The sequence below is a fragment of the Thiocystis violacea genome (assembly GCF_016583565.1).
Taxonomy (GTDB): domain Bacteria; phylum Pseudomonadota; class Gammaproteobacteria; order Chromatiales; family Chromatiaceae; genus Thiorhodococcus; species Thiorhodococcus violaceus_A.
Map to the genome: position 1 here is coordinate 137,142 of NZ_NRRF01000007.1, position 6,089 is coordinate 143,230.

A 6,089-nucleotide genomic window follows, 5' to 3' on the forward strand; every position below is an offset into this window, starting at 1 on the left:
ATGTCCCAAGCGCCACTCATTACTGTCGCGGTTCCGTCGTTCAACCAGGGCCGCTATCTGAATGAGGCATTGACGTCCATTTTCGCGCAAGATCTGCCGCTTGAGGTCTATGTGCTCGACGGAGGCTCCACCGACGAGTCCGTCGAGGTCATCGAGCACTGGTCTGACCGCTTGGCCGGGTGGCGCAGTCATCGGGATGCCGGGCAGTCCGCTGCCATCAACGAGGGAATCGCCGCTGGCAGTGCGCCTTACGTGTGCTGGCTCAATAGCGACGATCTATTCATGCCCGGAGGCTTGTCCACCCTGCTAAATGCGTTGCGTGGCGCGCCAGATGCCTCTGCGGCTTATGGTCGCGCCTGGAACTTTGAGCAACGTACGCATCAACGGCGTTCCGCTCTCGTCCTACCTTTCCGGGAGTGGCTGTTCGCGCAATTCTGTTTCATCTCCCAGCCAGCGACATTGATACGCCGTTCGGCCTGGCAGGCCGTCGGCGGACTCGATACCGCTTTGCAGATGGCGATGGATTATGACCTCTGGTGGCGACTGAGCAAAGTCGGCGGGTCCCTCTGCTTCGCGAATGCCTATGTTGCGGTCAATCGCGAGCATGATGAGACGAAGACTAATACTCAGCGTGCGCTTCACTATCGCGAGGCGATGCGTGTTGTGCGCAGTCACTATGGGCGGGTGCCATTGAAATGGTGGCTTGCTCAGCCCTATGCGATCTGGTACCGATCGCTCAAGCTTCGACTCACTTCGCGCCAAACATAGCATGTCGACAATCGTACCTGTTTCTCGCCAACGACACGGCAAGACACGCCTGAGGTCTTCGGCTTCCTATTTGTTCGCTAGCCAGTCGTCGCTCGCTGTTTTAGTTGCCGCGGAGATGTCCAAGGCGGCAATGGCTTTACCCATTGCTTTCATTCGTCAAGCTGATGCCTATTTGCCGGTGGCTCTCATGAGCCTGAAACCGGATACGAACCTGATGGTCGCGCATGACGGTCGCTGGCTTGCTCGGTATGTGCCGTCCGCATTGCACGCCTATCCATTCAGTCTGGGTAAGGCCGAAGGTGATACGCGGGTGCTCTGCGTCGATGAAGACTCTGGTTTGCTAACGGACGGCATTGAAGGCGAGCCGTTCTTCGATGTGGCGGGCGCGGCCTCGGATAGCCTAGTGCGGCGATTGGATCTTCTGCGGAAGATCGAGCGAAGTCGGCTTCAAACCGGCCATGCCTGTGAGCTTTTGGCGAGTCAGGAGCTGATCCGTCCCTGGCGCATCAGCATCACTGAAGGGGCGAGCGAGCGCCAGGTCGAGGGCTTGTTCCAGATCGACGAGTCGGTCCTCAATGAGATATCCGATGAGGTCTTCCTGGAACTGCGGCGGCTCGGAGCGCTGCCGATGGCCTATTGCCAGCTGTTGTCGATGCAAAACCTACCGCTCCTGTATGAGTTAGCCGATGCGCGGAGGAATCGATCCTCTTTCGCCAGCAGTGGCGGTGATTTCTCACTGCAATGCGATGAGCAGTTGCGGTTCGATTGGGGTTAGTGCGCTAGTCGGAACATCTCATCAAGAATCGGGCGGATTCTTTCGGCGAGTCTGCTCACTCTGACTGACAACCGGATCGAGCTGGGGATCCCTGCAGCTTGTTCCGATTTATGTCGATAGCCTGAGCGGTCAAATCGTGAAAATAAAGCATGGTCATGAGGATGAATTGCGCAGCGCTCTCAAAGCGAGTCGCAACTCCTTTCTCTTTGCAGGATTTTTTAGTTTCTTCATCAATCTATTCATGTTGGTTCCAGCGATTTACATGTTGCAGGTTTACGATCGCGTGATCGCCAGCAGCAGTGAATCGACCTTGATCATGTTGACTGTACTGGCGGTCGGCCTTTTCGCCGTCATGGGTGCCATGGAGGTCCTTCGTTCGCGTATCCTTATCCGGGTTAGCGCAAGATTAGATATGCTGCTCAGTCCGCGTTTCTTTACCGCTATGTTTAACGGAAAGCTGCAGGATGGACGTGGAACTGGTGTTCAACCGATCGACGATTTGTCGAATCTGAGGCAGTTTCTGAGTGGGAACGGTCTTTTCGCATTTTTCGATGTTCCTTGGATGCCTGTTTACATTGCGGTCTTGTTTTTCATGCACACCTGGCTCGGCGTGTTTGCAATCGTTGGTGCTGTCCTGCTGTTTACCCTGGCGATCGCTAACGAGTTCCTGACCCGCCAACCTCTGACAAGAGCGACTGGATTAGCGATCGCTAACCGCAATTATGTTGGCGGAAACTTGCGCAATGCGGAAGCGCTCGAGGCGATGGGCATGCTCGGGCGTGTAAGCGCGCGCTGGTCTCAGCGCCAACAAGAGGTTCTGTCGCTGCAATCATTGGCAAGCGACCGGGCGGCTGTTCTATCCAATTCCAGTAAGGTTCTGCGGATTACGCTCCAGTCCCTGATTCTAGGTATGGGTGCCTATCTGGTCATCCAGCAAGAGTTTACTCCCGGGGTTATGATCGCCGGTTCGATCATACTGGGCCGGGCGTTGGCTCCTGTCGATGCGCTGATCGGCAGTTGGAAAGGTTTCCTGTCGGCCCGCTCGGCATATACGAGACTCAAGGAGCTTCTCGCTGCTGTACCCGCAAGGCCACGCTTTATGACGTTGCCAGCGCCCGATGGTCAGATCTCGGTCGATGGCGTGCTCGCGGCTGCTCCTGGATCCAATGTTCCGGTGCTGCGAGGGATTCGCTTTGACATTGCGGCGAATGAGGTGGTTGGCGTTATCGGTCCGAGCGCGGCCGGGAAGTCGACGTTAGCGCGTGTGTTGTTAGGCGTCTGGCCTGTTGCTTCGGGTAAGGTTCGCCTAAGTGGTGCGGATATCAGCCATTGGAATCGTGATGAGCTGGGTCCCTATGTCGGCTATCTGCCCCAGGATGTCGAGCTGTTGGATGGCACGGTCAGTGAGAATATCGCCCGGTTTGGTCAAGTGGAGGCGGATAAAGTCGTCGCGGCCGCGAAGCGGGCTCAAGTGCATGAAATGATCTTGTGTCTGTCAAAAGGTTACGACACGCCGATCGGTGAGGGTGGGGCGGTGCTCTCTGGAGGTCAACGCCAGCGCATCGGTCTTGCCAGGGCGATGTATGGGCAACCCGTGCTGGTTGTGCTCGATGAACCAAACTCGAATCTCGATGACCAAGGAGAGGCAGCGCTCGTCAAGGCTATCGCCCAACTTAAGGCGGACGGTGCCACCGTTGTCATCATTACTCACCGTCCTAGCGTTCTGAGCTCAGTGGATAAGATACTGGTGATGCGGGAAGGAATGGTGGAGCTATTTGGGCCTCGTGATCAGGTGTTATCGAAGTTCATGCGCCCAGCCGCCGTTGGGCGTCAAGGTGCGTTGCCAGCTCAAGCAAGTATTTGAGTATCTTACGGTCTTAGCTTACTGCGGGATTTTTTGTCTGGCCGTTCCTGGAACGGTGTGGCTCCAATGACCAAACGAAATGGGCCAACGGTAGGCCCGTTGTTGGATTGGAGTCCATATAGGGCATTTTCGAAGGGATGAGTGTCTTGTTCGCGTCAATCCTCATGCGTCCGACAGCCTCATTCGCCTTGATGGGGTGGCTGGGTTAGTTCTCGGTTGATCTGAGTCTAAGCCCACTCCGAGGCATGACATTCAAATGAGTGATCTAAGCATGGATATCACAGTCAATCCAACGCCCGTCCATGGTGCAGATTCTGGAAGGGCGGTCCCTACTAGCGATCGAGCTGAGCGGATCGTCGGTATCGTAATCTTGCTTGGAGCGTTCGGCGGGTTTCTCCTTTGGGCATTCTTGGCGCCGATCGACGGGGCCGTCGTGGCGCCTGGTGTCGTGACGGTCGAGTCAGCCCGCAAGACCGTCATGCATTTGGACGGGGGCGTCGTTAGCGAAATTCTCGTGCGGGAAGGGGATCGCGTTGCGCAGGGTGACCTGCTTGTTCGACTCGACGATACCGAGGCAAGCGCTCAGTTGGAGATTGCTCGCGGGCAGTACCTATCTTTGCTCGCTCAGGAGGCCAGGTTGTTGGCCGAGCGCGACGATCAGGGCGATATCTCCTTTCCCGATGAGCTTCTTGCGGCCCAGGGCGATCCAAGGATCCGCGAGGCGATTACGGGTGAGAAGCGGGTTTTCGAGGCGCGTCACAGGGCGTTGCTCGGTGAGCAGGAGGTTCTCCAGCAGCGGAGGGGAGAACTCCAGCAACGGATTCTTGGTCTGGAAGCCTTGGCCGAAAGCAAGGCTAGACGCATCAGTCTCTACAACGAAGAGCTCGACGGTCTGAACAAGCTCTTCGCGAAAGGACTGGGTGACAAAAGCCGACTGATGGAGTGGGAGCGGTTGTCCGCCGAACTGGAAGGCGAAAAAGGTCAGCATCAATCGGATATCGCTAGCGCACGCGTTCAGATCGGTGAAATCGAGATCCAGACTGCTCAGTTGAAGCGGAAGTTTACGAGCGATGTGGTCACTGAGATGCGCGATGTGGCGACGAAGCTTGCCGACCTGCGTGAACGTATGCGTGCCCTGGCCAAGACCCTAGAGCGAACGGAGATCACGGCGCCTGTCGCAGGCTCTGTCGTGGGCACTAGCGTGCATACGGTGGGCGGGGTTATTCGCCCAGGTGACTCAATTTTGGATCTCGTGCCGGAAGGTGAAGCCTTGATTGTCGAGGCTCAAGTGCAGCCCGTGGACATCGATCGCGTTTCACCCGGCCTTGAAGCGGATCTGCGTCTCAGTGCCTTCAACTCGAGAACGACACCCGTGATTCAGGGCAGGGTGCTCACCATCTCCGCCGATCGTTTGATCGACGAAGCCAACCACCGCCCTTACTACCTGGCAAGAATCGAGGTCACCGCTGAGGGCATGGCCGGGCTGAGAGGTCGTGAGCTGCTTGCGGGCATGCCTGCCGAGGCGATGATCAAGACCGGGGAACGTACGTTTTTTGATTATCTTATCCGGCCGCTCACCGATCGCGTTGCAAGGGCCTTCAGAGAGGAGTAGCCGTCTCGATTAGCCGGGCGGGCCTGATCTCACCGCCCTGTCGGAATGCCCGCAATCGATCGCCTCGTTCTGGGCCGTCTAAATGGATGCGCCCGGCCCCTGCATGCCTGTCCCGTTGACTCCTTTCACATGCCTCGGTAGCCGAGAACTCGCCGGCGAAGTCATCCGAGCCGGAGCGAGGTCCGGTCTGATGTTTGAGGCAACCATGAGGTCTTGGGGCATGGCTGTGAAGGTCACGATTCGTGGCAAATCATCGGACGCCGTTCCCCCCGCTTCAGGGAGGGCGTCTTGGGCTGTTGACGCTGTGCGAGCAAGCGCGCGACGGACAGATGCGGCTTTTTCGGATCATGGGTGCGCGTTGGAGGCGTGTGCTTCGGACCACGTGGATGCTTGCGGTACTTGCGCAACTGCACCTGTTGCGCGGTGGCGAGCAACCAGGCGGCCATCGCCTCGGGTGTGAACGTTTGAAACACGGCCCATTCCTCGGGCGTGATCAGGGTGTTGAGGCACGCGTCCACGCACGCCATTTCGTTAACGAGATAGTAGCCGGAGACCTCGCTATCGACCGTCTCGGCGCCATGCACCTGACGCAGCGTCGCCTTGATCACCGCCAAGGCGTTGTAGGCGACGATGGCCATGGCCAATCCGAACAGGGCGGCGGGCGGATAGGCCAGGGTCTTAATCTCGCAGCGCAACTCGGTGGTCACATGCAAGAAGGCCTTCTCCAGGGTCCAGCGCTCGCGGTAGAGGGCCGCGACCAGCGCGGCATCGGCCGCCGCCTCGGGGAGTGTCGTCAACAGGTACAGCGTGGTCTCGCCCTCGCGCGTCGGGGTGTTCAGCTGCAGGCGAATCCGGCGCAGCTCCAGGCGCTGCACGCCATCAGGGGCGGGGATGCTCACGCGCTGCTCGCTGAGTTGCCCCTCGGCGGTGGTGGCGACCAGGCGCATCGGCTCGAGCGGTTGGCAGGGGATCTGCTGGTGCTCGCGCACCAGCACCGCCGCGCCGCGTTGGTGCAGTTCCCAGATCCAGGCGGCGACACAGAAGTTGCGATCGGCGATCCACAGATCCCC

Annotated in this window: 4 protein-coding genes and 1 pseudogene; 4 read left to right on the forward strand and 1 reads right to left on the reverse strand. The window is 58.3% G+C overall.

Annotation, left to right across the window (positions count from 1 at the left end):
* From CKO23_RS05015 to CKO23_RS05030, 4 genes are all read left to right on the forward strand, one after another.
* On the forward strand, positions 1-768 hold the full coding sequence (locus tag CKO23_RS05015; protein ID WP_200328696.1) for a glycosyltransferase family 2 protein: 768 nt from the start codon (positions 1-3) through the stop codon (positions 766-768).
* 1 nt (position 769) lies between these two features.
* Positions 770-1,543, forward strand: coding sequence for a SapC family protein (locus CKO23_RS05020; RefSeq protein ID WP_200328698.1), 774 nt, complete (start codon positions 770-772; stop codon positions 1,541-1,543).
* A gap of 136 nt (positions 1,544-1,679) precedes the next feature.
* Entirely contained in the window at positions 1,680-3,407 is a 1,728-nt protein-coding gene (locus CKO23_RS05025) for a type I secretion system permease/ATPase (RefSeq protein ID WP_200328700.1), read from the forward strand.
* A 271-nt stretch (positions 3,408-3,678) separates the two neighbouring features.
* Complete coding sequence (locus tag CKO23_RS05030; protein WP_200328702.1) at positions 3,679-5,019, forward strand: HlyD family type I secretion periplasmic adaptor subunit; 1,341 nt, start codon at positions 3,679-3,681, stop codon at positions 5,017-5,019.
* 233 nt (positions 5,020-5,252) lie between these two features.
* On the opposite strand, the pseudogene CKO23_RS05035 reads toward CKO23_RS05030, so the two are convergent.
* Positions 5,253-6,089, reverse strand: a pseudogene (locus CKO23_RS05035) (IS4 family transposase); the annotation flags it as partial.